Genomic DNA, 25924 nt, shown 5'->3' on the forward strand with positions numbered 1-25924 from the left:
CATCTCGTCGGTGACGGACATGGAGGCCGCACATGTACACCAAGGACGGAGAGTCGTACTTCATCGTCGACGCGCACATAGCGCTGTGGGACGCCCGGCCCGAGAACCAGCTCAACATCCACGGGAAGCAGTTCATCGACTGCTTCTACGACTACCACCGCAACCTCAGCCCGGAGTCGGAGCTGTGGTCGTACGAGGAGTACCTGTACTACGGCGGCGAGCGTCTGATGAAGGACCTCTTCGACGACGGCCACGTGGACCACGCGATCTTCCAGCCCGCGCGGCTCGGCGCCTTCTACCGCACCGGTTTCGGTCAGACGGAGGAGGCGTTCGCGCTCGCGTCGAAGCATCCCGACAAGCTCACCTACAACCACTGCTGGGACCCGCGGTTCGAGCAGGCGGGCCTCGACCAGCTGCGCCGGGACGCCGAGCGGTTCCAGCTGAAGGGCGTCAAGCTCTACACCGCGGAGTGGCACGGGGATTCGCGCGGCTACAAGCTCGACGACCCGTGGTCGTACCGCTACCTGGAGGCGGCGCAGGAGCTGGGCATCAAGAACATCCACATCCACAAGGGCCCGACGATCCGCCCGCTGGACCGGGACGCGTTCGACGTGGCCGACGTGGACAAGGTGGCGACGGACTTCACCGAACTGAACTTCGTGGTGGAGCACTGCGGGCTGCCCCGTCTCGAGGACTTCTGCTGGATCGCCACGCAGGAGCCGAACGTGCACGCGGGCCTGGCCGTGGCGATGCCGTTCATCCACTCCCGGCCGCGCTACTTCGCCCAGATCGTCGGGGAGTTGCTGTACTGGCTGGACGAGAACCGCATCCAGTTCTCCAGCGACTACGCGCTGTGGACGCCGCGCTGGCTGGTGGAGCGGTTCGTGGACTTCCAGATCCCGGAGGACATGACGGAGTACGCGCCGCTGACGGTGGCACAGAAGAAGAAGATCCTCGGGCTGAACGCGGCCGCCATGTACGACATCCCGGTGCCGGCCGAGTGCGCGGTCACCGAGCCCGCGGCGGTGTGACGTGCCCGCCGGCTCCGGTTCCCTGACGGAAGCGGCGCGCGGGGCCCTGGACGGCGTCTTCGACCCCGAACTCGACGAGCCCATCACCGACCTGGGCTTCGTGCGGAGCGTCGAGGCGGACGCGCGGGGCCGGCTGACCGTGCGTCTGCGGCTGCCGACCTCGTTCTGCTCGCCCAACTTCGCCTATCTGATGGCGTCCGACGCCAAGGACGTCCTGTCGGCGCTGCCGGGTGTGTCGGCGGTCGTGGTGGTGCTGGACGACCACCACGACTCGGACCTGATCAACCGGGGGCTCGCGGCGGACGCCGGCTACCGGGGCACGTTCGGCGCCGAGGCCGAGCGCGACCTGGAGGACCTGCGCCGCACGTTCCGGCGCAAGGCCCACGCCGCAGCGATGGAGCGGGCCCTGACCCGGCTGCTGCGCGCCCGGCCCGAGCTGGCCGAGGAGGCGCTGTGCGAGGTCGTCCTTGGTGATCTGCCCGACGACGACGCGACCCGTGCGCTGCTGCGCCGGCGGGCCGCGTACGGACTCGGCACCTCCCCGGCGGACCACGTCCTGGTGGGTGACGACGGCCGGCGGCTGCCGCCCGCCGAGGTGCCGGTGCGGCTGCGGTTCGCGCGGGCCGTGCGCATCTCCATCGACGGCAACGCGCACTTCTGCCGGGGGCTGCTGCGCACCCGCTACCCGGACTCGACCACCGATCAGGCACCCCGTCCGTGGGACGCCACCCGTCCCGCGGACCGGGCCGACTCGCCCAAGGAGAACGTGTCGTGAAAGCAGTGCAGGTCGTCGGCTACCACGAGAACCTCCAGCTGACCGATGTCCCGGTGCCGGAGGCGACCGGGCCGTTCGACGTCGTCGTGCGGATCGGCGGCGCCGGGGTGTGCCGGACCGACATCCACATCCTCGAAGGGCAGTGGGCCGAGAAGAGCGGGGTGACGCTGCCGTACACCATCGGGCACGAGAACGCCGGGTGGGTGCACGCGGTGGGCAGCGCGGTCACCAACGTCGCCGAGGGCGACAAGGTCATCGTGCACCCGCTGGTGACGTGCGGGCTGTGCCCGGCCTGCCGCAGGGGCGACGACGTCCACTGCGAGCAGAGCCTGTTCCCGGGCATCGACACCGCGGGCGGCTACGCCGAGTACCTGAAGACGTCGGCGCGCAGTGTGGTGCGCATCGACGACTCCCTGGAGCCGTCGGACGTGGCCGCGCTGGCCGACGCGGGGCTCACGGCGTACCACGCGGCGGCCAAGGCGGCGCGCAGGCTGCGTCCGGGGCACACCTGCGTGGTCATCGGCGCGGGCGGACTCGGGCACATCGGGGTGCAGGTGCTGCGGGCGCTGACGGCGGCCGAGATCGTCGTGGTGGACCGCAATCCGGACGCGGTGAAGCTCGCGTCCGAGATCGGGGCCCATCACGGGATCGTCGCCGACGGTTCGCACGTCGACGCGGTGCTGGACCTGACCGGCGGCAACGGCGCGGAGACGGTGGTCGACTTCGTCGGCGAGGGCGGCGCGACGCGGGACGGGGTACGGATGCTGCGGCGCGCGGGGGACTACCACGTCGTCGGATACGGCGAGAACATCGACGTGCCCACGATCGACATCATCTCCACCGAGATCAATTTCGTCGGCAACCTCGTCGGTTCGTACACGGACCTGAGCGAGCTGATGGTGCTGGCCGCGCAGGGGCATGTGCGTCTGCACACCGAGAAGTACGCGCTCGACGACTTCCAGACCGCCCTCGACGACCTCTCCGCCGGCCGGGTCCGGGGGCGGGCGATCCTGATTCCCTGACCGAACGCGCCGAACGCGCCGGCCGGAACGACCGAGACGAAGGGAACGAGCATTCGATGATCTTCATCGTCGTGAAGTGGAGGATCCGCCCGGAGCACAGCGACAACTGGCTGTCGCTGGCGGGGGACTTCACCGAGGCCACCCGGGCCGAACCGGGGAACGTCTTCTTCGAATGGAACCGGAACGTGGACGACCCCACGGTCTACACGCTCGTGGAGGCGTTCGCGGACGGGGACGCGGGGGCCGCGCACGTGCAGTCCGCGCATTTCAAGACCGCCATGGGGTGGATGCCGGACTACGTCGCGGCCACCCCCGAGATCATCAACGTGGAGATCCCCGACGCGACCGGCTGGTCGCGGATGGCGGAGGTGAGTCCGCGGTCCTGACCCGCCGAAGATACGTACGTACGGTCCCCTGCGGCATGGTCCGCGCCGGGGACCGTACGGGCGAATTCACCGTTCTTGCACCCACTTTCCGGCCCTCAAAGATACGTATGTTCTGAGAGCACGTGTTCGGTTGTGACCGGCTTTGTTCGCCCCTCTTCCGCTCAATAGAAATATGCATCACCATGAATATGCCAACTGCGGCTGTGGACAAGGCAAAGGGCACGGCGCGGGTGGAATCCTTGAGGAGAGGGCCGGAATGCGGAGCATGTCGAGGCAGGCGACGGAGTGGCTGGCCGCGGCGGCGAGGGACCCGCGTGCCTGCAAACGGCAGTGGCACGGGCCGTCGGGGACCGCGGAGTTGACGTGCGGCCGGTTCTGGGACGTGCTGACCGTCCCGGAGACCCTGGGGGTGCCGGCGCTCGACGCGCTCCTGTGCATTCCGCAGCCGCCGGGCCCCGCGCTGGCCGACGTCTCCTCGCGCAGCGTGAGTTTCTTCCTGCCGCCCGATCCCACCAGTCGCTGGATCGGCGCCGACATCCAGTACCTCGGCTCCGGCGCGTGCATCGTGCTGCCCCCGCCGCACCGCTCGGCGGGTGCGCTGTGCTGGCTGGTGCCGCCGGACGGACGCGGCTCGCTGTTCGTGCCCGCCGCCGTCGAACTCGCCCTCCAGCAGTCCCTGGACCGGCTCAGGAAGCCCCGGGCCGGACAGCGGACGCTGTGCCGGACCCCCGTGCCCAGGCGCCGGGTCCGGCCCGGCGAGCGCCTCCACTGACCCCGGCCCCTCACCCGTCTTCGCCGGGACCGGGCGGCACGGGGGCGCCGGGGACCGCATGGCGCGCGGCCCCGGACGCCCCCGTGCCGGGTTCGGCGGACGGCCCGTGCTCAGCAGACCGCCGAGGCGGGCAGCCCGCCGTACTGGTCGCCCTTGAGGTAGACCGCGCTGACGTAGCCCTCGGCCAGGCGGACCCAGACGTCGTTGCTGTAGCCGTTGTCGGTGATGGTCTGGCCGTGCTTCCAGCAGGACGCGCCGCGCGACTCACCGGCGGCGACATGCCCGGTGATGTCGTACGAAGTGGCGGGCCCGGAGCGGACGTTGACGTTCTCGTAGGCGGTCACGCCGTAGGGCAGGCCCGCGGCGGACGCCTGGGCGACGGCCGCGCCGCCCAGGATCAGCCCGGCCGTGAGCGCGCCCGCTCCGGCGATCGCGAACAGCTTGGTCCTCAGTGCCATGTCGGTGGTTCCTTCCCCGTGGTCCGGCGGTCGTGTTCTCAGCAGGGCTGCGGGATGCCGTTGCCGATGCTGTCGGGCAGCATGTTCGTCTCGCTGTAGATGTCGGTGTCCTTCATGTAGCCCCACTGGCCGTTGTCGGCCTCCGTCCACTCCCAGCGGTAGGGGTGCGGGCCGCCGACGTACGCCCCGTGGTCCGTGCGGCACTCGAACCAGCTCGGGTTGGAGTACATCTTCCCGACGGGCCGGCTGGTGTCGGGCGTGGCGTAGACCGTGGCCCCGACGACGTTGTTGCAGTAGATGTGGATGCCGTCGCTGCCGTACCAGCACGGGTTGGCCGCGACGGCGGTGCCGGAGGCGAAGGTGCCGAGCGCGGCCAGGGCCAGGCCGGTCGCGGCGAGTGCGGAAATCCTGCGGACAGGTGCCTTCATGACGTTCCCCCTGAGGCGGTGCCTGTTGCGTGGGGGCCGCGCCGCCCGCGCGGTCCCCCGGTCGCCGGTCAGACTGCCGCAGACGTTCCGCTCGCGCACCGTGCTTCGGGCTCAGCCGAAAGACCCGTCCGGCACGCTCCGGCCGCTTGACACCGTGCCGAGCATCGCCCGCCCCAGCGGGGTCGGCATGTGCCACACCGTGTTGGCCGTCCGGTGACTGACGATCAGCCCCGACTCCCGCAGCACGCCGGCGTGTTCGCTCGCCGAGGCGGGCGAGATCCGCAGCCGCCGCACGAGGTCGGCGCCGGTCAGTCCCTCGGTCCCGGCGATCTGCTCCAGTACGGCGGCCCGGGTGGCACCCAGCAGCCGGGCCAGGGGGTCGCCGCCGGGCCTGGTCCGGGGCTCGACGAGGCGCTGGAGGCCGCGGTTGGCCGGATAGACCAGCACCGGCTCCAGCCGTGTGTCGTGCAGGGCGATGGGCCGGGCCCAGCAGAAGTAGGACGGCACGAGCAGCAACCCCCGCCCGCGCAGGTGCAGTTCCCTGCGGACGGGGTACTGCACCGACAGCACGGGCGGCTCCCAGCGGACCCCCGGGTGCAGCCGGCCCAGCATGCGTTCCGCTCCCCCGTCGAGCAGATCGACGGCGCGGCCCGCCCGTTCGGCGGCGACGACCGCCTGGATGCGGCCCCAGACGGGGGCCAGGACACGCTGGTGGTAGCGGCGCATCGCGCCGCCCACGCGCCGCAGGGCTCCGGTGTCCCCGTCGGCGAGGGGCCGCAGCCAGGCGCCGTCGGCCGCGCGCCGACCGGCGAACAGGGTCAGGTCGGTGCGCAGCCGCTCCCGGCCGGTGCTCTGCACGGCGTCCACCGCCGACTCGACGTCCCCGCCCGAGGGCGTGAGGAAGTCGGGCGAGTAGCCGCGCGGCGGCGCGAGCCGCAGCAGCAGCCGGGCCGACGGGTCCAGGGTGGCGAGCGCCCGCGTCCGCCAGGGCCCGAACACCCCGTGGTCCGCCGGCCCGCGCAGCGCGTGCAGGCTCAGCAGCATCTCCCAGGCCGGGACGGGACCGGCGGCGATCCGGATCCGTCCCACGTCCTCGCTGGTGAAGTGGATCCTCAGCATCTGTACTCCCCCGTGCACGATCCGGACCGGCGCTCCCGGAACGTGCCGTCGGGTGACGGCGGCCGGCCCGTCGGGGATGTGATGCCCCGGACCGCGGTCAACTCACCTTCTGGACGGTACCGGTGGCCGCCGCCCGCTCGACGGCGTCGATGAGCCGGTGCCGCGCGAGGGCGTGCTCGAAGTCGGGCACCGAGCGGGTGCCGCCGGCCAGGTCGGCGGCGTGAGCGGCGTACAGGCGGGCGACGTTGGCGGCGGGGGTGCCGCGCAGTTCCGCGGGGACGTCGTCGGTGTAGGCGGCGGGCACCGCCGGCGGGGCCACGCCCGTGTCGTCCTTCCGGCCGCCCTCGAGGGTGAGCGCGGCGACCTGCATGTTGCCCCAGGCGGCGGTCAGCACCAGGTCGCCCTCCGAACCGTTGATCTCCCAGCGGAAGTTGTCGCCGCGTGAGGTGCCGCCGCGGTAGAACACGGACGCGGCGGCGCCGCCGGCCAGCGTGCCGATGACGGACACCTGGTCGGCCGCGGTGACGGGCACGGTGCTGCCGTCCTCGGCCACCGTCGCCTCCTTGCGGCCGACGACGAGGTTGGCGGCCACGGAGTCGAACTCGCCGAGCACGAAGTGCAGCGGGTCGAGGGCGTGCAGGGTGGGCGAGGTGAGCGGGGTCGCGCCGTTGGCCCGGTCGTACCAGTACGCCTGGCGGGCGGTGTCGACCCGCGGACCCCACACCATCCCGGAGCCGACCATCGTGGTCCCCAGGACCTCACCGACGTAGCCGTCACGGACCAGGTCGCGGGCGAACCGCACCTCCGGGGCGTAGCGGCCCTGGAGCCCGACGATCGTGGGGACCCCGGCCCCGCGGGCCAGGGCGGCGAGCTTCTCGGCCTCGGCCAGGCCGTTGCCGAGGGGCCACTCGCTGTAGACGGCCTTGCCGGCGTCGAGGGCCGCGGAGATCAGGGCGAGGTGTTCGGTGACCTTCACGGACACCACGACGAGGTCGACGTCGGCACGGGCGAGCAGGTCCTCGGGGCGGTGGTGGCCGGGCACGCCGTAGTGCTCGGACGCGGCCCGCGCGGACTCCTCGCGGGTCGTGGCGACGGCCCGCAGGGCGAAGTCCGGGGACGCGGTGAGCGCGGGCATGTGGCCGACGGCCGCCCAGCCGCCGGTGCTGCCGCCGATGACGCCGACTCCGATGGGCTTCATGAGGGGTTCCTCCAGATATTTCTTTAGCGAGTGTTCCATATTCAGGGCACACAGAGGCCATGACCCACCCACGCGGGTCACACCGGGTGTACGACGGGGACGTCCCGCCACGGACTCAGTCCAGGCAGGCCATCGCGACCTCCGCGGAGCGCATCAGGGTGGCGCGGTCGGGGGTGACCGCGCCCATCACCCGCAGCCCCTGGAGGCTCGTCACGAGGAACGCCGCCAGGTCGGCGGCGGCGCGCCCCGACGTGATCTGACCGCGCAACTGCCCCTCGGCGATCACGTCGAACAGCGCGAGCTCCAGGGACCGCGTCGTCGAGCGCAGTCGCGCGGCCACCTGCCCGTCGAGATGGGAGCGCTCCATCGCGGCGGCCACGATCAGACACGCCTTGTGGTCGCCGTCCCGGGCGATCTCGTCGACGGCGCCGACGAAGACCTCCCGGACGACCTCACGGGCGTCGTTCCCCGAGCGCAGCAGCGAGATCAGCGGCAGGGCGTACCGCTGCCGGTACAGGTCGAGGGCCGCGAGGTACAGACCCTCCTTGCTGCCGAAGGCCGCGTAGAGGGAACCGCTGCCCAGCCCGGTGGCCTCGGCCAGGTCGCGCATGGAGGTGCCCTCGTAGCCGGTGTGCCGGAACGCCTCCATGGCGGCGGCGATCACGGCGTCGGTGTCGAACTCCCGGGTGCGTGCCATGCGGCCACCCTACCCCTTTCTGGAACGTCCGCCAAAGTATTGCGGCTCACACCGCGCCCGGGGTCAGCCGGCGGGCAGTACCGCCGTCTGGAGGCGGGCCGCGTCCTGGCCGGGCGGCGCCCCGAACATGCGCCGGTACTCGCGGCTGAACTGGGACGGGCTGTCGTAGCCGACGGCGTGGCCGATCCCGGCGACGTCGTGCGGATGCGCGATGAGCCGGACGCGGGCCTCCTGGAGGCGGAGCCGCTTCTGGTACTGGAGCGGGCTCATCGACGTCACCGCGCGGAAGTGCCGGTTGAAGGAGGAGACGCTGAGCCCGACCTCGGCCGCGAGGTCGTCGATGCGCACGGCCTCGGCGTAGCGGGCCCGCAGCCGGCGGATGGCGTGGGCGATCAGGGTGAGCCTGCTGTCGGCGAGGCCGATCTGGCGCACGACCGCGGCCTGCGGGCCGGTCAGCAGGCGCCAGTGGATCTCCCGGTCGACGGCCGGGCCGAGGACCCGCTGCTCGACCGGGTCGCCGATGAGCCTGAGCCGCCGTACGACGGCGTCCAGCAGGGCGTCGTCGACGTCGCTCGTGGCGATCGCCACGCCCGTCTCGTCCCGTCCCCGTGCGGTGCCGCCGCCCGCGTCGAGCAGCAGCTGTGCGATGACGGCGGGCTTGAGCGGCAGCCCGAGGGCGAGGAACGGCTCGTCCGGTCCCGCGTGGGTGATCTGCGAGGTCAGGGGCAGGTCGAGGGTGACCACCAGGAACTGGCCGGCCCGGTAGTCGAAGATCCGCTCGCCGAGCGCGGACCGCTTGGCGCCCTGGGCGACGACGGCGAGGCAGGGCTCGGCGACCCCGCCCAGCGGCTCCGTCGTCCGTTCCGTGGCGACCACCTGGACCCCGTCGACGACGGCCGGAGGGGCGTTGCGGCGGGCGAGGCGGGTGAGCTGGGCGCGCAGTTCGTCGAGCTTGTCCACGAGCCCATGCAAGCACGCCGCCGGGGCGTCACGGAACACGATCCGGGCCGGTCCGAGCGGATCGTGCAGTGATCTGCGCGCTTCGGCCTAGGACGGCGGTGGACCCGGTGGTCGGATGGAGGACACGGGACGGCGGGGCGCCCTGCCCCGTCGTCCCCCCTCACCTCCCTCTCACCCCCTTCTCACCTCACCTTTCTCGTATTTCTTGTATTTCTCGTATTTTCTCGTATCGGAGCTCGCACCATGGCACTCGACTCGTACGTCACCCTCGGCCGCTCGGGGCTGCGGATCAGCCCCTTCACCCTCGGCACCATGACCTTCGGGGAGGACCACGGCTGGGGCACGGGACCGCGGGAGTCGGCGGACATCCTCGCGGCGTACCTGGACCGCGGCGGCAACTCCGTCGACACGGCGAACATCTACACCAACGGCCACTCGGAGAAGATCATCGGCGACTACTTCGCCGGGAAGGGGTCGCTGCGCGACCGGGTGGTGATCGGCACGAAGTTCTTCGGCAACCTGTACGAGAAGGACCCGAACGGCGGGGGCGCGGGCCGCAAGGGCATCGTGCAGCAGCTGGAGAACTCGCTGCGGCGGCTGCGCACGGACTACGTCGACCTGTACTGGCTGCACAACTTCGATCCGGTGACCCCGGTCGAGGAGACGCTGCGGGCCCTGGACGACCTGGTCGCCGCGGGCAAGGTGCGGTACATCGGCTTCTCGGACGTACCGGCGTGGCGGACGGCGGAGGCGGCGACCGTCGCGGAGTTCCGCGGGTGGGCGCCGATCGTCGGGCTCCAGCTGGAGTACTCGCTGCTGGAGCGCACCTCGGAGGGCGAGCTGATCCCGCTCGCCCAGGCCAAGGGCATGGGCGTGCTGCCGTGGAGCCCGCTGAAGAGCGGTTTCCTGTCGGGCAAGTACGGCGGCTCCCGCACGGGCCCGGTCGACACGGCGCGCGGGGCGCTGGTGGGAGAGCCCAGCGAGAGCGACTACGTCGTGATCGACGCGCTCCAGGAGGTCGCCGCGGAGGTCGGTGCCAGTGCGGCGGCGGTGGCCCTGAAGTGGGTGACCGACCGGCCCGGGATCACCTCGACGCTGGTGGGCGCCCGGCGGATGGCGCAGTGGGAGGCCAACCTGGAGGCGTTCTCGGTCACGCTGACCGACGCCCAGCGCGAGCGGCTCGACCGGGTCTCGGCCCCTGCGCTCGGTTTCCCTGCCGAGAACAACCGCGCCCTGGCCCCGATGCTCGCCTTCGCCGGTGCCACGGTGGACGGCGTCCGGACCCCCGATTCCCACCTCCTGTCGACGAGCCCGACCCGCTACTGACCCGCTACTGACCGGCAAGTGACCGCCCCGCCGGTGTGGAGGGGGCGGTCACTTTCCGGGCTGGATGAGGTGGGGCACCACCCGGGTCAGGCGCAGGACGCTCCAGAGGATCAGCAGGGCGCCGGCCAGTTCGGGGAGGATCCACCAGCCCGTGCGGACCTGCTCGTCGAAGAGGGCCACGCCGAGCAGCAGGCTCACCGTGGCGTCGCCGATGGTCAGCGCGGGCTGGGAGGCGGCGAGGGGCCCGGCCTGGAGGGCGTTCTCCAGGAGGAGGACCGCCGCGATGCCGGCGAGGGCGAACCCGTACGTCTGCCAGGCGGTGAGGAAGGCCGGCAGACCCCCGTCGGCGAGCCGTCCCGTCGCCGACTTCATCAGCGCGGCGGTCAGCGCGTTGCCGATCGCCGCGGCCGTGGCGAGCGCGGCGGCCCGGAACAGCGACGACCGCGAGGCGCGGGCGAGGCACACCGCCACCGTCATCGCCCCGACGGTCAGCACCAGCACCGGCACCCAGCGCTCCATGCTCGCCTGGTTGCGGTCCCCGGACGGCGCCGCCGCGGCCAGCACCAGCGCGAGTCCCAGGACCACTCCCCCGACGGCCCACCAGCCCGGGGTGGGCAGCCGCCGGTGCATCAGCGGGGCGGCGATCAGCAGCGCGAACGGCAGTTCCAGGATGAACAGCGGCTGGACCAGCGCCATGGGCCCGTTGACGAGGGCGAGGGCCTGGAAGAGCGCGGCGCCGGTGACCCCGGCGATGCCCACGAGCCAGGCCGGCTTGCGCACCAGCTGCGCCAGCAGCCGCAGTCCGCCGCCCTGCGGCACCGTGGCGGCGGCCTTGCGCTGGAAGGCCGTGCCCACCGCGTTGCTGGCGGCCCCCAGCACGGCGCAGACGACGGCGAGCACGATCACCCCTCCACCATGCCCCAGGGTCGGCGCCGCCTCACGGCGAAGGCGCCGCCGCACACGCCGACGGCGGCACCGGAAGGGGCGCGGGCCCCTCCGGTGCCGCCGTCGGCGCGGGTGCGGCTATCGCTTGATGCCGACGGCCGTCCAGAGGCTGACCTCGGCGTCCGTGGGCTCCGGCCGGTCCGAATCGCCGGCCGGGGCGGGCCGCCACCGGTGGCCGACGCTGACGCCCGGCTCGATCAGGTCGAGCCCGGTGAAGAAGCGGGCGACGTCGTCCCGCGCGCGGAACTGCACGGGCGTCCCGGAGCCCGTGTAGATCGCGGTGACCTTCTCCCACGTGTCGGGGTCGAAGTCGGGCGTGCAGTGGCTCAGGGCCAGCGCGCTGCCGACGGGCAGGGCCTCGAGGAAGCGGTCGACGATGCCGTACGGGTCCTGGGCGTCGGTGATGAAGTGCATCAGCGCGTTCAGGGACAGGGCGACGGGCCGGTCGAAGTCCAGGACCTCGGCGGCCTCCACGGCCGCGAGCAGCGACTCGGGGTCGTTGACGTCCGCCTCGATGTACGTCGTGCGCCCCTGCGGGGTGCTGCGCATCAGGCGCTCGGCGTACTTGAGGACGAGCGGGTCGTTGTCGGCGTAGACCACCCGGGCGTCCGGGACGACGGACTGCGCGACCTGGTGCAGGTTCGGCTCGGTGGGGATGCCCGTGCCGATGTCCAGCCACTGCCGGATGCCGTACTCCTGCGCGAGGACACGGGTGGCGCGGTGCATGAACGCCCGGTTCTCGCGGGCGCAGGTGAAGATGCCCGGGTAGGCGTCGGCGACGGCCTCCGCGGCCTTCTTGTCGATCTCGAAGTGGTCCTTGCCGCCCAGGTAGTAGTCGTACATACGGGCGGAGTGCGGCCTGCTCGTGTCGAGGTCCCGGCCGGCCTGACTGTTGTTCATCCTGTCCCCTTCAGAGGTGCAATTCACTGTTTCCGCAGGCCGGGAGCGGAACGCACGGTCCCTCCCGCTCGCCGTCGGTTCATCCGGCCGTGAGGTGATCGGCCATGCCCTGTTTGACGCCGCGGACGAACGCTCCGATCTCCTCGGACGTGTAGATCAGCGCGGGTCCGGCCGGGTCCGTCGACTGCCGTACGGCCACCCGGCCGTCGGCGAGCTGCTTCGTCTCCACGCACTGACCGCCGTTGGGGCCGCTCCACGGGCGCTCCCAGCCCTGCTCACCGAGCTCCGAGGCCGGCATCCCGTTGTAGACGCTCATGTCGGTCGTGGTCATGAGTACTCCTTGCGCATGCGGTTCAAGAGCACCTTGCTGTCCTCCGACGACGTCAGCAGCGACATACGGCTGTGCGCCTCCAGGTGGGCGACGACGTCCTCGCGCTCGTCGAGGTAGACGGAGGCGGAGAGGATCTCGCTGTAGACGACGTCGGGCAGCTCCGGCTCCTCGAACCGGAAGTAGGTGAAGGGGGCACAGGCCCCGACATGGGCGCCCGCCGTGAAGGGCACGATGTCGACGCTGACGTGCTCGAGCTCGGACGCCTCCAGGAGCCGGTCGATCTGCTCCCGCATGACCTGGGGACTGCCGACCGCGCGATGCAGCACGGCCTCCTCCATGACCACCCACAGCGTGGGGGCGTCCGCTCTCTCCAACAGGCTCTGCCGACGCAGCCGCAGCTCCACGCGGCGCTCCAGCTCCTCCTCGCTGCCGTTGGGGAAGCCTCCGCGCAGCACTCCGCGCGCGTAGGCGCGTGTCTGGAGGAGGCCCGTCACGTAGTGGGGCTCGTACGTACGCAGGGTCTTGGCGCCGGTCTCCAGGCTCACGTAGGCCGTGAACCAGTTGGGCACCACGTCGCGGTAGGCGTGCCACCAACCGGGCTCGTTCGCCCGCTCGGCCATGGTCACGAACTCGTCGATCTCCTGGCGGTCCGCGCCGTAGGTCTCCAGGAGCTTCTCCACGTAGAGAGGCTTCAGGGCGACCTCGGCCTTCTCCAGCCGCCGGATCGTCAGGCTCGTGACGCGCAGCGCCTTGGCCGCGTCCTCCAGCGAGACTCCGGTGTTCTGGCGCATGTCCTGGAGCCGGCGGCCGAGGATCATGCGCAGGACCGTGGGTGCGCTGGTGCCGGAGCCGGACCCGGAACGGGCTTCACTCACGCCCAACCTCCTGAGGGACTGTCACCACCACGATTCTGACAGCGACTTGCTGAACACGCCAGGCCGATACCGTCTTGCTGAAATTATCAGGGAGTCGGTTGCAGCATGAACACGGCGACGAGCATAGTTGACCCTGTGAGCGATCTCGCCGCTGCCATGACGCAGCTTCAACTCCTCTTGACACGAGCGGAGTTGGCGCTGCCGACGACCTTGAACCACGGGTCATCCCCCGACCGTGCCGCCGTCCCCCACGAGGGAACCTCGTAATCCGCCGCCCCCGTTCACCGCCCGTCCCTGGAAGGCGACCCCCGTGACCCCCCACACGATCTCCTCCGCCCACGTATTAACTGCCGCTCCGCCGCACCGGGAGTACTGGTTCGGCCTTCCGGCCCTGCGCGCCAGCGTGAAGTCGGCCCGGGACACCGTGCGTGACCGGCTGTGCGCCTGGCAGGTGCCGGGCGACCTGTGCTGCGACGCCGTCCTGCTGATCTCCGAACTGACGACGAACGCCGTCGTCCACACGCGCAGCGGCCACGTCCTGTGCGGCCTCAGGCTCTCGCGCGACGAGTCGCTGCGCATCGAGGTGCACGACGACGACCACCGCCCGGTCCGCCCCGCGCAGCGCCGCGCGGCGCCCGGGGACGAGAGCGGGCGGGGGCTGTTCCTCGTCCAGCAGATCGCCGACCGCTGGGGCGCCGACCGCTCCACCCGTGCCGAAGGGAACGTCGTCTGGGCCGAGCTGGGGGGCTCGCCCCTGACGGCCTACGGCATCTGAACCCACGCCACACTCCCGAGCCGGGCCGCGCCGGGGGGACGCGGCGGCGCGGGCAGGGGGTTCGGATGCCACACACGGCGACCCGGCCGTGTCCGTGTGCCGTCCACCGAGGGCGGCACGGCCGAGACCGTCACGACGGCACCCGATGCGTGACCGGGGGGTTCACGCGCGGGGCGCCGGACGTCCGGTGCGGTCCGCTTCGCGGGCCGTACGTCACCGGACGTGTGAGGGGACAGGTGGACACGGCCGGGAAGCCGTCGCGAACACCGGGGGGGGCGGGGGCGGTTTCCGGCCGTTCCCCGGCGCGGGAAGAGGGTCGCCACCGTGGGAAGGGGTCGCCTCCGTCACGGGGAGGGGAGCGTCACTCCGGCCCGGCGGCCTCGCCCAGCCTGTTGATCTCCGCGCTGTGGAGGACGTGGGGGCCGGCGCCGCCCAGCGCGACCGTCGCGAGCATGGCGCGGCCGATGTTCTCCGTGCTGCTCACGTGCGCCGGCAGGACGCGGCGCAACAGGGGGTACGTCCAGGAGGTCAGCGTGTACACCAGCCGGTAACTGCCGGTCCGTGACCGCTCACCGTGGCGCGGGGCGATGTACCCGGGGCGGAAGACGTATGTGTGCAGGTCCGTCGCGAGCAGGTCGTTCTCCGTCTCGCCCCGGACCCTCGCCCACATGGTCCGGCTGGTGCCCGTGGGGTCCGCCCCCTCGCCGGAGACGTACACGAAGGTCGCCCCCGGGCTCACCCGTTCCACCGCGCGGGCGGCGGCGAGCGGGAAGGTGTGGTTCACCCGGCGGTACTCCTCCTCGGAGCGTCCCGCCGACGTGGCGCCCAGGCAGTGGAAGCAGGCGTCGGTCCCCGTCAACTCCCCGGCGATCGCGGTGAGATCGGACAGGTCCGGGTGGACCGTGTGCCGCAGTTTCGGATGCGTGACGTCGAGCGGACGACGCCCCACCGACACGACGGACGTCACCCGCTCGTCCCGCAGGCACTCGCGCAGCACCCCCTGCCCGACCATGCCCGACCCTCCGAACAGCACGACCTTCATGTCCCTCTCCCTCGCACCCGGCACGTCCGGCACCGACGCACCACCTTAGGCGGGCGGCTCCGGGGGTGCCGTCCGGGTCCGGGCGGCTTCCCCTGGTGTGTTGTCGGGGGGACGGTGCGGATTGTGCTTACCGTGCCCTTGCGATGACGGGTGGTCGGGAAGTCGGCGGAGGCATGGTGGGCGGAGCGGGTGGTCGGGGTCGGGGCGGTCGGACCGTGCTGGGGAGTCGGCCGGGGTCGCCCGTGCGGTTGCCGGCACGCCTGCCGGCGCGGCCCCGGCCGAAGACCTCCGCGGAGTGGACCGTGCCGTGGCTGCGGGTGGCCGCCGCCTACGCGTGGCGGCTCGTCCTCGTCGGCATCGTCGTGTACGGCGTGTTCACCGTCCTCGGCCGCTTCCAGCTCGTCGCCGTCGCCCTGTTCCTCGCCCTCGTCGTCACGGCCGTCCTGCATCCGCTCGCCGACCAGCTGAACCGGGTCCTGCCCCGCCCGCTCAGCGTGGCGATCGCCCTCGTCGGCAGCCTGCTCGTCCTGCTGGCGCTGCTGGCCCTCGTGGGCAACGCCGTGGCCGGCGAGTGGGCGAGGCTCACGGGCGAGTTCCGCGGCGGCGTCCACCGGATCGAGGAGTGGCTCCAGCAGCCGCCGTTCCGGCTCGGCCCCGGCCGGCTCGCGGAGCTGCAACGCCAGGTCCTGCACTACGTCGACACCCATCGCGCCCATCTGTTCAGCAGCGCCGTCAGCGGACTCGGCCGGCTGGTCGAGCTGGTGACCGGCGGCGCGCTGGCGCTGTTCTCCTCCGTGTTCTTCATCCACTCCGGTGACCGGATGTGGGCGTGGGCGAGGGAGCAGTTGCTGCCGAGCGGGGCCCGGCAGGGCTGGGACACGGCGGGGCGGGCGGCCTGGCGGGCGTTCGCCGGGTACACCCGCGGCATCATCATCGTGGCCGCCACCAACGCGGTCCTGGTGGGCGTGGCCCTGCTGCTGCTCCAGGTTCCCCTCGCCCTGCCGCTCGCGCTGCTGGAGTTCTTCGCCGCGTTCGTCCCCCTGGTCGGCTCACCCGTCGCGCTCGGGGTGGCGACGGTGGTCGCGCTCGCGGGCCGGGGACCGCTCACGGCGGCGGCGGTGCTGGTGCTGATCGTGGTCATCGGCCAGTTGGAGGGCCATGTCCTGCATCCCCTGGTGATGAGCTGGGCGGTCCGGCTGCACCCCCTGGTCGTCGCCGTGTCGGTCATCGCGGGCAGCATCGTGGCGGGGGTGATCGGTGCCGTGGTGGCCGTGCCGCTCGTCTCCGTGGTGTGGGCGGTGCTGCGCGCGCTGCGGGCCGCACCGCCCTGACGACCGGCGCCCCGTCATTTCCTGTTGTAGAGCCGCATGGTGACCGCGCCGAAGACGAGGACGAACAGGCCGGTCCAGCCGAGGGTCCAGGAGACCTCCGCCACGGGCCGGGCGCCGGCCATCAACTCCCGTACGGCGGCAGAGAGATGGGTGATCGGGTTGTTGTTCACGAACGCCTGGAGCCAGCCTGGCATCGTCCTCGGGTCGACGAAGACGTTGGAGAGGAAGGTGAGCGGGAAGATGACCATCATGCTGACGCCCATCACCGACTTCTCGGTGCGCAGCAGCAGCCCGAACATCGTCCAGATCCACGAGAACCCGAACGAGAACACCAGCAGCAGCGCGATGCCGGCGAGCACGCCCGGCGCGCCGCCGTCCGGCCGGTAGCCCAGGATCAGTCCGACGACGAGCATGACCAGCGAGGCGATCGTGTAGCGCAGGGCGTCGCCGAGGAGGTAGCCGACCATCGTCGAAGGGCGCCAGATCGGTAGGGTGCGGAAGCGGTCGAAGACGCCCTTCTCGATGTCCGTGTTCACCGAGACGCCGGTGTACATCGTGATCATCACGACCGACATCACCATGATGCCCGGCAGCAGGAACTGCACGTACTCCTGTGTCGACCCGGCGAGCGCCCCGCCGAAGAGGTACGTGAACATCAGCAGGTTCATGATGGGGAACGCGGTGACGTCGAACAGCTGCTCGGGCACGTGCTTGATCTTGAGGATCGCGCGGTGGCCGAAGGTCAGCGAGGCCGACAGGGCACTGGGCCGGTGCGGGCGCTCGCCCGCGATCAGCAGCGCGGCCAGCGACTCCGTGCTGACGGGGGCGAGTTCATGGGCGTCGGTCGTCGTCACGGTGCTCACGCCGTCACCTCGTCCTTCGTGTCGCTGACGTCGGCCGTGTCCTTCGCGCCCTTGCCGTCGTGGGTGTCGTGCCCGGTGAGGGCGAGGAACACCTCGTCCAGACTGGGCTGGCCGAGCGAGAAGTTGTCGACGGTGATGCCGGCGCGGGCGAGGGCGTCGAGGGCGCGGGCCGCCTCGCCCGCCGCGGTGTCGCCGACCGTCGTGGTGAGCCGGGCGGTGAGGGCGACCGGGTCGGGGTCGTGCTGCACCCGGGCGTCGAGCACCCGGCCCAGTACGTCCGCCGCGTCGGCGCGTCGTCCGGGGTCGCGCAGCCGGACGTGGACGGTGCCGGCGCCGACGGACGCCTTCAGTTCGCCCTTGGTGCCTTCGGCGATGACCCGGCCATGGTCGATGACGGCGATCCGGGACGCCAACTGGTCGGCCTCGTCGAGGTATTGGGTGGTCAGCAGCACGGTGGTACCCTCGGCGACGACGGCGCGCACGATCTCCCAGACCTGGTTGCGGCTGCGCGGGTCGAGGCCGGTGGTCGGCTCGTCCAGGAAGAGCAGGTCGGGGACGCTGAGCAGGGAGGCGGCGATGTCGAGGCGGCGCCGCATGCCGCCCGAGTAGTGCTTGACCTGCTTCGCCGCGGCCTCCGTGAGCCCGAACGCCGCCAGGAGCCGGGCGGCGCGCTCCCGGGCCGCCTTCCTGCCGTGGCCGAGGAGGCGGCCGAGCAGGAACAGGTTCTCGGTGCCGGTCAGGTCCTCGTCGACGGAGGCGTACTGACCGGTAAGGCTGACGCGGGAGCGGACCAGGTCGGCCTCGCGGACCACGTCGTGGCCGAAGACCCGGGCCCGCCCGCCGTCGGGGCGCAGCAGGGTGGCGAGCATCCGCACCGTGGTGGTCTTGCCCGCGCCGTTGGGGCCGAGGACGCCGTAGACCGTGCCGGCCGGGACGGTGAGGTCCACCCCGTCGACGGCCCTGGTCCCACCGAACGTCTTGACCAGGCCCGCACACTCGATCGCCGGGCCGGACATGTTCTTGATCATGCGCCGGTTCCTTCCGCGTACTTGGGATACGCATGGGGAGACCTTTACCTTCCCAGGAACTCATCGGCCACCGCACACCTTTTTCCGGCGCTCACCGGGCTCCATCCGCACCATCGAGGGGGGAATCCTCATGCGCATACGCATCGCCGTGCCCGTCGCCGTCACCGCCGGGCTCATCGCCGTGGTGACCGCCGTGCCGGCCCAGGCGGCCGAGTACTCGTCCGCGTTGAAGGTCGCCGGCGTGCAGTACGACGCTCCCGGCCGTGACTCCAACAAGTGCTCCGGCGGCAACACCAAGGACGAGTACCTGACGATCAAGAACTACTCGCGGACCTCCACGGTGAACCTCAAGGGGTACGTCGTGAAGGACGCCGCGGGCAACACCTTCACCTTCCGCTCGGGCCACTCGCTCCAGCCCGGCGACTACGTGCGGCTGCGCGGCGGGCGCGGCACCGACTCGGACGCGAAGAACGTCGTGTACCGCCAGAACTGCAACTTCCTCTGGAACAACGACAAGGACACCATCAACCTGTACAAGCCGTCGGGTGCCCGCGCCGACGTGCACGCGTACACCAAGTCCCGCGACGACCGCGACGGCAACGGGTACATCACGTACCACGGCTGACGCCGCGGCGGACGCGGGCGGAGCGTCAGTCGGGGGTGTGGGTCAGGTGGAGGTCGGTGGTGGTGGAGGTGCGGTGGCTCAGGGTGACTCGGGTCGAGGCCGCCGGGTAGCCGCTGGTGACCACCGTGTACGTGCCCGGGAGCAGGTCCGTGAGGGCGTAGGTGCCGTCCGCCGTGGTGAGGGCCGACGCGACGACGGTGCCGTCGGCGTCCAGGACGGTCAGCCGGGCGTCCGGCAGCGGCGCTCCCGTCGTCGCGTGCCGGACCGTGCCGGCGAGGCGTACCGCGGGCGCCAGCGTCACGTCGTGGCGCGCACCGGGACCGGCCACGACCTCCGCCGTACGCGGGCATCGGCCCTCGGCGCCCACCTCGACGGTCACGGTCCCGCTCGGCCCGGGGAGCGCGTACGTGCCGTCCGCGCCGGTCTCGGTACGGGCGACCGTGGCCCCCTGGGCGTCCCTGACCGTCACGGTCGCCCCGGCCAGGGGGCTCCCGTCCGGATCACTCACGGTGCCGCGCAGTCCCCCGGCCCCGGCCGGGAGTTCCACGTCGTGGACGGTCTGCGCGCCGCCCAGCCGGACGTCCACGGCGTGCGGGCCGTGGCCGTCCGCCGCGACCACGAGCAGATGGGCGCCCGGCGCGGCGCCGGTGAGCGTGTAGCCGCCGTCCTCGCGCGAGCGGGCCCGGCCGCGCTGGTGGCCGCCCCGGTCGACGAGCGTGAGCGTCGCGCCCGCGACGGGGGCGCCGTCGCCGTCGTGCACCCGGCCCCGCAGGACGCCCTCGCGTTCGGCGCCGGACGGCCGGACGGCCGTGAGGTCCGGTGCCGCGGCGGGAGCAGGAGCCGCGGCGGGCGCGGCGGTCACCGCGGCGAGGGTGAGCGGCTTGCGGCCGCGGATCAGCGAGGCCGCGGCGGCGGCCAGGGACATGGTGATGGCGAGGGTGAACACCACGACCAGGCCGTCGTGGAAGGGCTGCGTGATCAGGTGCGGGAAGAACTCGCGCCCCGTCAGACGGTCGACGGCGGACCGTGAGAGGTGCCCGAGGATCGACGGGCCGAGCAGGTGCTGGATCGGGTTGTAGCCGAGGAACGCGGCGAACAGCACGCCGACCGGCGGGAGTCCGGACACCGTGTGGGCGGCGTCCGCCGGAACGCCCTGGGCGGTCAGGCCGGAGGCGAGCGTGTGGGGCAGGGTGCCGGAGAGGCCCGCGACCATGAGCGAGAAGAACACGCCCATGGACAGCACCATGCCCGCGTTCTGGAAGGTGGCGCGCATGCCGGAGGCGGCGCCGCGGGCGTCGGCCGGGACGCTCGACATGATGATCGAGGTGTTGGGCGCGGCGAACAGCCCGCCGCCGAGCCCGTTGAGGAAGATCAGCGCGCCGAACACCGGGTAGTCGAAGTCGCCGGGCAGCGCGAGCAGTCCGGCGAACGAGGCGGCCATCACGACGAACCCCGCCGCGGCGAACAGCCGGGCCCCGAACTTGTCGGACAGCACGCCCGAGACGGGTCCCGCGACCAGGAAGCCGATGGTCAGCGGAAGCATGTAGATGCCCGCCCACAGGGGGGTGTCGGCGTAGTCGTAGCCGTGCAGGGGCAGCCAGATGCCCTGGAGCCAGATGATCAGCATGAACTGGAGCCCGCCGCGGGCGACGGCGCCGAGCAGGGTGGCCGCGTTGCCGCCGGCGAAGGCCGCGTCGCGGAACAGGTGCATCGGGAACATGGGCTCGGGGACGCGCAGTTCGACCACGCAGAAGACGGCGAGCATCAGGGCGCCGCCGATCAGCCCGGCCAGCACCCAGGGGTTGGTCCAGCCCATGGTGTGGCCGCCGTACGGCTGGATGCCGTAGGTGATCCCGGCGAGCAGCGCGGTCAGGCCGACGGCGAAGGTGATGTTGCCCCACCAGTCCATGCGGCCCGGCCTGCGCACGCCCGACTCGTGCAGCGACTTGTACGCCCACAGGGTGCCGATGAGGCCGATGGGCACGTTGACCCAGAAGATGGAGCGCCAGTTCCAGGTGACGAGGGCGCCGCCGAGGACCAGTCCGAGGAAGGACCCGGCGATGCCGGCGACCATGTTGACGCCGAGGGCCATGCCGCGCTGGCGGGCCGGGAAGGCGTCGGTGAGGATGGCCGCGGAGTTGGCCATCAGCATGGAGCCGCCGACGGCCTGGGCGATGCGCCAGCCGATCAGCCACAGGGCGCCCCCGCCGCCGTGGAAGGGGTCGAGGGAGAGGACCACGGAGGTCAGCGTGAAGATCAGGAAGCCCGCGTTGTAGATGCGGACGCGGCCCATCATGTCGCCGAGGCGGCCGAGGGCGACCACCAGGACCGCGGTGACGAGCATGTAGCCCATCAGCATCCACAGCAGATAGCTGACGTTGGCGGGTTCGAGCGGGTCGAGGCGGATGCCGGTGAATATCCCCGGCAGGGAGATCAGGACGATGGAGCTGTTGATGGTGGCCAGGAGCATGCCCAGCGTGGTGTTGGTGAGAGCGACCCACTTGTAGCGGGGGTGGTCGGCGCCGATCCACATGCGGCGCCCCGGAGCGGGCCCCTCGGCGGGGCCGGCGGTCGGCTCGGTCGTGCTGCCACTGGTCATCGTGTGCTCCCCGCTGTCCGCTCCACGGTCCGCTCCGCTTCCTCACCGGCCGTCAGCATGCGCCGCACCAGGGGCAGGGCGGTTCCGAGGGCGTCGCCCAGCTCCCGCTGCTCCTCCTCGGAGAGCGCCGCCAGCAGCTCCGTCAGGCGCGCGTCCCTGGCCCGTCGGCGCTCCGCGAGCTCGGCGCGTCCGGTGTCGGTGACGGCGACGAGGGTCACCCGCCCGTCCTCCGGGTCGCCGACGCGCTCCACCAGGCCGCGGCGTTCCAGCCGCTGCACGAGCTGGGTCATCGACGGCTGGGTGACGCTCTCGGCGAGGGCCAGGGCGGTGAGCCGGGACGGCCCTCCGCGCTCCAGCCGCGCGAGTGTCGACGCGGCGGTGAAGCTCAGGCCCTGCCGTCCGGCCAGTGCCCTGACCACGGACGACGCCACGTCCGCCAGCGCCCGGGCGGTGTCCTCCGGGGTCCGGCCGAAGCTCAGTTGATCCACTCCACCTTCGTATCACATGCCTATATAGGGGTCCTATTAAATGCAGGTAAGAAGGGAAGCGCGGGGCCCATGGAGGCGGCGCGCAAGGGTGCGCACAGCACGGCGGGGCGACCGGCGGACCTGGTGGTCGCCCGTCGCCCCGCCGGGACAGCCGTGGATCAGGGGATGCGGGCGACGCCCGCGTAGATGCCGCTGCCCTCCGGGGCGGGGGCCTCGGTCTCCCGGTACCACTCGGGGGCCGTCACCACCCCGGGCTCCACCAGTTCGAGGCCGTCGAAGAAGCGCACCACCTCGGGGCGGGTGCGGAAGCCGAGGCGGATGCCGCCCTTGGCGTACTCCTCGGTGACCTGCCGGGCCAGCTCCGGGTAGAGGTCCGAGGCCGCGTGGGACAGCACGAGGTAGCTGCCCGAGGGCAGCGCCGCGATCAGGTTGCGCACGATGTCGTACGGCCCCTGGTCCTCGGGGACGAAGTGCATCAGCGCGATCAGCGACATGGCGACGGGCCGCTCGAAGTCCAGGACGCCCTGGGCGTGTTCGAGGATCTGATCGGGACGGCGCACGTCCGCCTCGATGTAGTCCGTCGCGCCCTCGGGCCGGCTGACGAGCAGCGCCTCCGCGTGCGCCAGCACGATCGGGTCGTTGTCGGTGTAGACGACCTTGGCGGTCGGCACGACGGCCTGGACGATCTGGTGCAGGTTCGGCTCGGTGGGGATGCCGGTGCCGATGTCCAGGAACTGGTCGATGCCCTGGGTGGCGAGCCACGCGGCGGCACGGTTCATGAACGCGCGGTTCTGCCGCGCCGCGTCCCGCGCCTCGGCCGGCAGCTTCTCGCCCACGGCCTCGTCGACGGGGTAGTTGTCCTTGCCGCCCAGCAACCAGTCGTAGACCCGCGCGGGATGCGCCTTGCTCGTGTCGATCTTCCGGGGGCCGGGGGAAGCAGACGTCATAGCGGACTCCGTCACGCGAGTTGACCGGACAGATCAGTGATCGATGAAGTCTCGCACACCATCTGGGCGGCGGAGACTCCCAGTTGATCATCGCACGAGGTCACCGGGGCCGGGCGATCGGCCGCCGCGCCCGGTGGCGCGGGGCGGCGTACGGTGGTCCTCCGGGACACCGTCCGGTACGGCCGCCCGCCGCCGGCCGACCCCACGGCCGGCGGCGGGCGGCCGGCCCCGACAGATCCGAGGTGACGGTCATGACCACCGACGGCCACGACGGCGACCGCACCGCGCTCCTCGTCGTCGACCCCTACAACGACTTCCTGTCCGAGGGCGGGAAGCTGTGGCCGCGTGCGAAGGAGGTGGCGGAGGGCGTCCATCTGCTCGGCCACATGCGCCAGGTCCTCGCCGCGACCCGCGCGGCGGGCGTGCGCACCTTCTTCGTCCCGCACCGCCGCACCGCACCCGGCGACTACGCGGACTGGGCCCACCTCTCCCTCTCCCAGGCCCGCGCCGCCGAGACGAAGCTGTTCGAACGGGGCTCCTGGGGCGGCACGTTCCACCCCGACTTCCAGCCCCGGGACGGCGAGGTCGTGGTCGGCGAGCACTGGTCCGCGAGCGGCTTCGCCCACACCGACCTCGACCTCCGGCTCAAGCAGCACCGGATCGGGCGCATCGCCCTGATCGGCATGCGGGCCAACACCTGCATCGACACCACGGCCCGCTTCGGCCAGGAGCTCGGCTACCACGTCACCCTCGTCCGGGACGCCGTCGCGGCCTTCCGCCCCGAGGAGATGCACGCGACGTTCGAGATCAACGCCCCCGCCTACGCCCACGCGATCCTCACCGCCGACGAGTTCGTCAAGTCCCTTGCGTAGGGCGCCGTCCGGCCCGCGCGTGCCGCCCTCGCGGCCGGCCGCCCCCGGGACCAGACTGGGGGCAAGCGCCGCCCGCGGACCTCGCGGGCGGCATCGGTCCGGAGGGAAACGCCAGACATGGTGATCGAGCAGGACGAGCACTTCGACGTCGTGGTCCTGGGCGCCGGTCCCGGCGGCTACGTCGCCGCCATCCGCGCCGCCCAGCTGGGGCTGCGCGTCGCCGTCGTCGAGGAGAAGTACTGGGGCGGCGTCTGCCTCAACGTGGGCTGCATCCCGACGAAGGCCCTGCTGCGCAACGCCGAGCTGGCGCACATCTTCACCCGGGAGGCGAAGACCTTCGGCATCAAGGTCGAGGGACAGGTGAGCTTCGACTACGGCGAGGCGTTCCGGCGCAGCCGCCGGGTGGCCGACGGCCGGGTCAAGGGCGTCCACTTCCTGATGAAGAAGAACAAGATCACCGAGATCGACGGCCGCGGCACGTTCCTCGACCCGCACAGCCTCCAGGTCGCGGGGTACGACGGCTCGACCCGGGTCATCGGCTTCGACCACTGCGTCATCGCCACCGGCGCCACCCCGAAGCTGCTGCCCGGGACCCGGCGCACGGCGCGGGTCGTGACGTACGAGGAGCAGATCCTCGCCGACGACCTGCCGGAGTCCATCGTCATCGCGGGCGCCGGCGCCATCGGCATCGAGTTCGCCTACGTACTGCACCACTACGGCGTGAAGGTCACCCTGGTCGAGTTCCTGGACCGCGTCGCGCCGCTGGAGGACGCGGAGGTCTCGGCCGAACTCGCCAAGCAGTACCGCAGGCTGGGCATCGACGTGCTCACCTCCACCCGGGTCGACGCCATCGACGAGTCCGGGCCGCGCGTGCGGGTCACGGTCACCGGCCAGGACGGCGCCCGGCGGACGCTGGAGGCCGACAAGGTCCTCCAGGCGCTGGGCTTCGCGCCGAACGTCGAGGGCTACGGCCTGGAGAACACCGGGGTGCGGCTCACCGAGCGCGGCGCGATCGACGTGGACGGGCGCTGCCGTACGTCCGTGCCGCACCTGTACGCCATCGGCGACGTCACCGCGAAGCTGATGCTCGCGCACGCGGCGGAGGCGATGGGCGTGGTCGCCGCGGAGACCATCGCGGACGCGGAGACGATGGAGCTGGAGTACGTGATGATCCCGCGGGCCACGTACTGCCAGCCGCAGGTGGCCAGCTTCGGCTACACCGAGGCGCAGGCCCGTGAGCTGGGCTACGACGTGAAGGTGGCGAAGTTCCCGTTCACCGCGAACGGCAAGTCGCACGGGCTCGGCGACACCACGGGCTTCGTGAAGCTGATCAGCGACGCGAAGTACGGCGAGCTGATCGGCGGCCATCTCATCGGCCCGGACGTCACCGAGCTGCTGCCCGAGCTGACCCTGGCCCAGCGCTGGGACCTGACCGTGCACGAGGTCGCCCGCAACGTCCACGCCCACCCGACGCTGGGCGAGGCGGTCAAGGAGGCGGTCCACGGCCTCGCGGACCACATGATCAACTTCTGACGACGACAGCCGACCGCCCGGGCCCTAGGGACGCAGGCCGCGCAGTACGACGTCGAGGTAGGTGTCCTCGGAGGCGTTGTGCTGCGCGTGCTTCGGCAGGGCCGAGATCAGGGCGAGGAGCTGGACGGAGGTGAGGTCGGCGCGGACGACCCCCTCGTCCCGGGCCCGGGCGTAGAGGCGCTCGAAGCTCTTCTTCATCGGGGCGCAGGCCGCCGCCATCGGGGAGCCGTCGTCCGTGAGGCCGTCGCCGACGCGGGCGCTCATGCCGCCGTACTCCGTGGCGCTGCGGTCGTACCCGCGCAGCCATTCCACCAGCGCCTCCCAGACGTCCGGCGCGTCGAGGAGGTCACGGGCGCGCGCGTCGAGGAGGTCGACCCGGTCCCTCATGAGCGCGACGAAGAGGTGCTCCCGGCTGGGGAAGTGCCGGTAGAGGGTGCCCTGTCCGACGCCCGCCTCGCGGGCGACCTCCTCCAGGGGCGCGTCGGTGCCGGCCCGCGCGAAGACGGCGCGGCCGGCGGCGAGCAGCGCCTCGTAGTTGCGGCGGGCGTCCGCGCGCAGCGGGCGGGTGCCGGGGGTGGGGCTGTCCATGGGCCCACCC

Annotated in this window: 28 protein-coding genes and 1 pseudogene; 11 read left to right on the forward strand and 18 right to left on the reverse strand. The window is 72.0% G+C overall.

Annotation, left to right across the window (positions count from 1 at the left end; translation table 11 throughout):
- Window positions 1–32 precede the first annotated feature (32 nt).
- From AB0F77_RS04540 to AB0F77_RS04560, 5 genes are all read left to right on the forward strand, one after another.
- Window positions 33–1031, forward strand: a complete 999-nt coding sequence (locus AB0F77_RS04540) for an amidohydrolase family protein (protein ID WP_361941293.1) — start codon at window positions 33–35, stop codon at window positions 1029–1031.
- A 1-nt stretch (window position 1032) separates the two neighbouring features.
- Window positions 1033–1806 carry an iron-sulfur cluster assembly protein gene (locus AB0F77_RS04545; RefSeq protein ID WP_361941296.1) on the forward strand — a complete coding sequence of 258 codons (774 nt, stop codon included), beginning with the start codon at window positions 1033–1035 and terminating at the stop codon, window positions 1804–1806.
- Entirely contained in the window at window positions 1803–2828 is a 1026-nt protein-coding gene (locus AB0F77_RS04550) for an NAD(P)-dependent alcohol dehydrogenase (RefSeq protein ID WP_361941299.1), read from the forward strand. Before AB0F77_RS04545 ends, AB0F77_RS04550 begins: the two co-directional genes overlap by 4 nt.
- A gap of 56 nt (window positions 2829–2884) precedes the next feature.
- Window positions 2885–3214 carry a putative quinol monooxygenase gene (locus AB0F77_RS04555; RefSeq protein ID WP_361941302.1) on the forward strand — a complete coding sequence of 110 codons (330 nt, stop codon included), beginning with the start codon at window positions 2885–2887 and terminating at the stop codon, window positions 3212–3214.
- A 256-nt stretch (window positions 3215–3470) separates the two neighbouring features.
- Complete coding sequence (locus tag AB0F77_RS04560; protein ID WP_361941305.1) at window positions 3471–3986, forward strand: hypothetical protein; 516 nt, start codon at window positions 3471–3473, stop codon at window positions 3984–3986.
- Between the two features lie 110 nt (window positions 3987–4096).
- Here AB0F77_RS04560 and AB0F77_RS04565 read toward each other — a convergent pair whose 3' ends face one another.
- The 6 genes from AB0F77_RS04565 to AB0F77_RS04590 form a co-directional block, all read right to left on the reverse strand.
- Window positions 4097–4444 (reverse strand): SH3 domain-containing protein, encoded by a 348-nt coding sequence (locus AB0F77_RS04565; RefSeq protein WP_361941308.1) that lies wholly within the window; start codon window positions 4442–4444, stop codon window positions 4097–4099.
- Between the two features lie 38 nt (window positions 4445–4482).
- Window positions 4483–4872: a hypothetical protein gene (locus AB0F77_RS04570; RefSeq protein WP_361941311.1), complete on the reverse strand. Its 390-nt coding sequence runs from the start codon at window positions 4870–4872 to the stop codon at window positions 4483–4485.
- A gap of 111 nt (window positions 4873–4983) precedes the next feature.
- On the reverse strand, window positions 4984–5991 hold the full coding sequence (locus tag AB0F77_RS04575) for a MarR family transcriptional regulator (protein WP_361941313.1): 1008 nt from the start codon (window positions 5989–5991) through the stop codon (window positions 4984–4986).
- A 97-nt stretch (window positions 5992–6088) separates the two neighbouring features.
- On the reverse strand, window positions 6089–7189 hold the full coding sequence (locus AB0F77_RS04580) for a Gfo/Idh/MocA family oxidoreductase (RefSeq protein WP_361941316.1): 1101 nt from the start codon (window positions 7187–7189) through the stop codon (window positions 6089–6091).
- Window positions 7190–7304: 115 nt separating this feature from the next.
- The gene (locus AB0F77_RS04585; RefSeq protein ID WP_361941319.1) at window positions 7305–7886 is read right to left on the reverse strand and encodes a helix-turn-helix domain-containing protein; all 582 of its coding nucleotides are present in this window, start codon (window positions 7884–7886) and stop codon (window positions 7305–7307) included.
- Between the two features lie 63 nt (window positions 7887–7949).
- On the reverse strand, window positions 7950–8846 hold the full coding sequence (locus AB0F77_RS04590) for an AraC family transcriptional regulator (RefSeq protein WP_361941322.1): 897 nt from the start codon (window positions 8844–8846) through the stop codon (window positions 7950–7952).
- A 243-nt stretch (window positions 8847–9089) separates the two neighbouring features.
- Between AB0F77_RS04590 and AB0F77_RS04595 the strand changes: the two genes are divergently transcribed.
- A complete protein-coding gene (locus AB0F77_RS04595; RefSeq protein WP_361941325.1) occupies window positions 9090–10172 on the forward strand; it encodes an aldo/keto reductase in 1083 nt (360 codons plus the stop codon).
- A gap of 48 nt (window positions 10173–10220) precedes the next feature.
- On the opposite strand, the gene AB0F77_RS04600 is transcribed toward AB0F77_RS04595, so the two are convergent.
- From AB0F77_RS04600 to AB0F77_RS04615, 4 genes are all read right to left on the reverse strand, one after another.
- Complete coding sequence (locus AB0F77_RS04600; RefSeq protein ID WP_361941328.1) at window positions 10221–11078, reverse strand: DMT family transporter; 858 nt, start codon at window positions 11076–11078, stop codon at window positions 10221–10223.
- A 117-nt stretch (window positions 11079–11195) separates the two neighbouring features.
- Entirely contained in the window at window positions 11196–12017 is an 822-nt protein-coding gene (locus AB0F77_RS04605; RefSeq protein WP_361941331.1) for an SAM-dependent methyltransferase, read from the reverse strand.
- A gap of 79 nt (window positions 12018–12096) precedes the next feature.
- Window positions 12097–12348 carry a DUF397 domain-containing protein gene (locus AB0F77_RS04610; protein ID WP_361941334.1) on the reverse strand — a complete coding sequence of 84 codons (252 nt, stop codon included), beginning with the start codon at window positions 12346–12348 and terminating at the stop codon, window positions 12097–12099.
- Window positions 12345–13223 carry a helix-turn-helix transcriptional regulator gene (locus AB0F77_RS04615; RefSeq protein WP_361941337.1) on the reverse strand — a complete coding sequence of 293 codons (879 nt, stop codon included), beginning with the start codon at window positions 13221–13223 and terminating at the stop codon, window positions 12345–12347. The genes AB0F77_RS04610 and AB0F77_RS04615 overlap by 4 nt, the downstream gene beginning before the upstream one ends.
- 310 nt (window positions 13224–13533) lie before the next feature.
- On the opposite strand from AB0F77_RS04615, the gene AB0F77_RS04620 reads away from it, so the two are divergent.
- Complete coding sequence (locus AB0F77_RS04620; protein WP_361941340.1) at window positions 13534–13998, forward strand: ATP-binding protein; 465 nt, start codon at window positions 13534–13536, stop codon at window positions 13996–13998.
- Between the two features lie 361 nt (window positions 13999–14359).
- On the opposite strand, the gene AB0F77_RS04625 is transcribed toward AB0F77_RS04620, so the two are convergent.
- Window positions 14360–15040, reverse strand: a complete 681-nt coding sequence (locus AB0F77_RS04625; RefSeq protein ID WP_361941343.1) for an NAD-dependent epimerase/dehydratase family protein — start codon at window positions 15038–15040, stop codon at window positions 14360–14362.
- Window positions 15041–15213: 173 nt separating this feature from the next.
- Between AB0F77_RS04625 and AB0F77_RS04630 the strand changes: the two genes are divergently transcribed.
- Window positions 15214–16371, forward strand: a complete 1158-nt coding sequence (locus AB0F77_RS04630; protein WP_361941346.1) for an AI-2E family transporter — start codon at window positions 15214–15216, stop codon at window positions 16369–16371.
- 14 nt (window positions 16372–16385) lie between these two features.
- Here AB0F77_RS04630 and AB0F77_RS04635 read toward each other — a convergent pair whose 3' ends face one another.
- On the reverse strand, window positions 16386–17234 hold the full coding sequence (locus AB0F77_RS04635; RefSeq protein WP_361941349.1) for an ABC transporter permease: 849 nt from the start codon (window positions 17232–17234) through the stop codon (window positions 16386–16388).
- Window positions 17231–18262: an ATP-binding cassette domain-containing protein gene (locus AB0F77_RS04640; protein WP_361941351.1), complete on the reverse strand. Its 1032-nt coding sequence runs from the start codon at window positions 18260–18262 to the stop codon at window positions 17231–17233. Before AB0F77_RS04640 ends, AB0F77_RS04635 begins: the two co-directional genes overlap by 4 nt.
- A gap of 130 nt (window positions 18263–18392) precedes the next feature.
- Between AB0F77_RS04640 and AB0F77_RS04645 the strand changes: the two genes are divergently transcribed.
- The gene (locus tag AB0F77_RS04645; protein WP_361941354.1) at window positions 18393–18887 is read left to right on the forward strand and encodes a lamin tail domain-containing protein; all 495 of its coding nucleotides are present in this window, start codon (window positions 18393–18395) and stop codon (window positions 18885–18887) included.
- Between the two features lie 25 nt (window positions 18888–18912).
- Here the strand turns inward: AB0F77_RS04645 and AB0F77_RS04650 are convergent, their stop codons facing one another.
- The 4 genes and pseudogenes from AB0F77_RS04650 to AB0F77_RS04665 form a co-directional block, all read right to left on the reverse strand.
- A complete protein-coding gene (locus AB0F77_RS04650; protein WP_361941505.1) occupies window positions 18913–19749 on the reverse strand; it encodes a carboxypeptidase regulatory-like domain-containing protein in 837 nt (278 codons plus the stop codon).
- A gap of 18 nt (window positions 19750–19767) precedes the next feature.
- A pseudogene (locus tag AB0F77_RS04655) lies at window positions 19768–21420 on the reverse strand (MFS transporter); the annotation flags it as partial.
- 62 nt (window positions 21421–21482) lie between these two features.
- Entirely contained in the window at window positions 21483–21974 is a 492-nt protein-coding gene (locus tag AB0F77_RS04660) for a MarR family transcriptional regulator (RefSeq protein ID WP_361941357.1), read from the reverse strand.
- Between the two features lie 158 nt (window positions 21975–22132).
- Window positions 22133–22921 (reverse strand): SAM-dependent methyltransferase, encoded by a 789-nt coding sequence (locus tag AB0F77_RS04665; RefSeq protein ID WP_361941360.1) that lies wholly within the window; start codon window positions 22919–22921, stop codon window positions 22133–22135.
- A gap of 251 nt (window positions 22922–23172) precedes the next feature.
- On the opposite strand from AB0F77_RS04665, the gene AB0F77_RS04670 reads away from it, so the two are divergent.
- Together AB0F77_RS04670 and lpdA are read left to right on the forward strand one after the other, a co-directional pair.
- Entirely contained in the window at window positions 23173–23793 is a 621-nt protein-coding gene (locus AB0F77_RS04670) for an isochorismatase family cysteine hydrolase (protein ID WP_361941363.1), read from the forward strand.
- A gap of 120 nt (window positions 23794–23913) precedes the next feature.
- Window positions 23914–25326, forward strand: coding sequence for a dihydrolipoyl dehydrogenase (gene lpdA, locus AB0F77_RS04675; protein WP_361941508.1), 1413 nt, complete (start codon window positions 23914–23916; stop codon window positions 25324–25326).
- Between the two features lie 24 nt (window positions 25327–25350).
- Here lpdA and AB0F77_RS04680 read toward each other — a convergent pair whose 3' ends face one another.
- Window positions 25351–25914 (reverse strand): TetR family transcriptional regulator, encoded by a 564-nt coding sequence (locus tag AB0F77_RS04680; RefSeq protein ID WP_361941366.1) that lies wholly within the window; start codon window positions 25912–25914, stop codon window positions 25351–25353.
- Window positions 25915–25924 lie beyond the last annotated feature (10 nt).

Origin of the sequence: Streptomyces sp. NPDC026672 (assembly GCF_040638185.1) — a bacterium.
In the GTDB taxonomy this organism is placed as follows: Bacteria; Actinomycetota; Actinomycetes; order Streptomycetales; family Streptomycetaceae; genus Streptomyces.

Coding starts and splice junctions, on each gene's coding strand:
- AB0F77_RS04540 (WP_361941293.1), top strand. CDS start 33: ATGTACACCAAGGACGGAGAGTCGTACTTCATCGTCGACGCGCACATA.
- AB0F77_RS04555 (WP_361941302.1), top strand. CDS start 2,885: ATGATCTTCATCGTCGTGAAGTGGAGGATCCGCCCGGAGCACAGCGAC.
- AB0F77_RS04560 (WP_361941305.1), top strand. CDS start 3,471: ATGCGGAGCATGTCGAGGCAGGCGACGGAGTGGCTGGCCGCGGCGGCG.
- AB0F77_RS04565 (WP_361941308.1), bottom strand. CDS start 4,444: ATGGCACTGAGGACCAAGCTGTTCGCGATCGCCGGAGCGGGCGCGCTC.
- AB0F77_RS04570 (WP_361941311.1), bottom strand. CDS start 4,872: ATGAAGGCACCTGTCCGCAGGATTTCCGCACTCGCCGCGACCGGCCTG.
- AB0F77_RS04575 (WP_361941313.1), bottom strand. CDS start 5,991: ATGCTGAGGATCCACTTCACCAGCGAGGACGTGGGACGGATCCGGATC.
- AB0F77_RS04580 (WP_361941316.1), bottom strand. CDS start 7,189: ATGAAGCCCATCGGAGTCGGCGTCATCGGCGGCAGCACCGGCGGCTGG.
- AB0F77_RS04585 (WP_361941319.1), bottom strand. CDS start 7,886: ATGGCACGCACCCGGGAGTTCGACACCGACGCCGTGATCGCCGCCGCC.
- AB0F77_RS04595 (WP_361941325.1), top strand. CDS start 9,090: ATGGCACTCGACTCGTACGTCACCCTCGGCCGCTCGGGGCTGCGGATC.
- AB0F77_RS04605 (WP_361941331.1), bottom strand. CDS start 12,017: ATGAACAACAGTCAGGCCGGCCGGGACCTCGACACGAGCAGGCCGCAC.
- AB0F77_RS04610 (WP_361941334.1), bottom strand. CDS start 12,348: ATGACCACGACCGACATGAGCGTCTACAACGGGATGCCGGCCTCGGAG.
- AB0F77_RS04625 (WP_361941343.1), bottom strand. CDS start 15,040: ATGAAGGTCGTGCTGTTCGGAGGGTCGGGCATGGTCGGGCAGGGGGTG.
- AB0F77_RS04630 (WP_361941346.1), top strand. CDS start 15,214: ATGGTGGGCGGAGCGGGTGGTCGGGGTCGGGGCGGTCGGACCGTGCTG.
- AB0F77_RS04640 (WP_361941351.1), bottom strand. CDS start 18,262: ATGATCAAGAACATGTCCGGCCCGGCGATCGAGTGTGCGGGCCTGGTC.
- AB0F77_RS04645 (WP_361941354.1), top strand. CDS start 18,393: ATGCGCATACGCATCGCCGTGCCCGTCGCCGTCACCGCCGGGCTCATC.
- AB0F77_RS04665 (WP_361941360.1), bottom strand. CDS start 22,921: ATGACGTCTGCTTCCCCCGGCCCCCGGAAGATCGACACGAGCAAGGCG.
- AB0F77_RS04670 (WP_361941363.1), top strand. CDS start 23,173: ATGACCACCGACGGCCACGACGGCGACCGCACCGCGCTCCTCGTCGTC.
- AB0F77_RS04680 (WP_361941366.1), bottom strand. CDS start 25,914: ATGGACAGCCCCACCCCCGGCACCCGCCCGCTGCGCGCGGACGCCCGC.